The 536-nt window shown below is 75.4% G+C and carries 1 protein-coding gene; it reads left to right on the forward strand.

The window, feature by feature from the left end; all coding sequences use genetic code 11:
- Nucleotides 1-138: 138 nt before the first annotated feature.
- Nucleotides 139-536 (forward strand): hypothetical protein (locus FB586_RS18900; protein ID WP_136520869.1); only part of this gene is annotated, 398 nt, incomplete at its 3' end.

The following is a 536-nucleotide window of genomic DNA, read 5'->3' on the forward strand; positions in this document are numbered from 1 at the left end:
CGACCCCTGGTGGGGCCCGCCCCAGGACCCCGAGTGGGATCGCGACCCGACCGCGGACCAGCCGGACCGTTCCGACACGACCGCGCGCCGGTGATCGCGGGTGCTCGTCGCCGGGTCGCCGATCGTGCGGTTGCCATCATGGGACGCACGAAGCTGCTGCCGCTGCGCCTCGTCCTGGTCCCCGCCCTCGCGCTGGGCCTCGTCCTCGGGCTCGGGTCGTGCGGCGACGACCCCGACCCGGAGCAGGCCGCCGAGGACCTGGCGGCGATGAGGTCGGCCGTCGACGCCGAGCTCCGCGACATGGCGTCAGCCCTCACCGGCAGCGGCCTGACGCTCGAGCGGGCTACGGGCCGGGTCGAGAGTGAGGGCATGTCGACCTATCGGGCCCAGGACTACAAGGCGTCGGCGGTCGTCGTCGGCAAGGGTGCCGAGGGCGACCAGGTCGACCAGGCCGCGGCGGCCCTCGAGGGCGCGGGGTGGACCCGCACGGCCGGTGACGTCGACGCCTCCGAGCCGTGGGTCCAGCTCGAGCGCGA

It is taken from the genome of Cellulomonas telluris (genome assembly GCF_004886325.1).
In the GTDB taxonomy this organism is placed as follows: domain Bacteria; phylum Actinomycetota; class Actinomycetes; order Actinomycetales; family Cellulomonadaceae; genus Cellulomonas; species Cellulomonas telluris.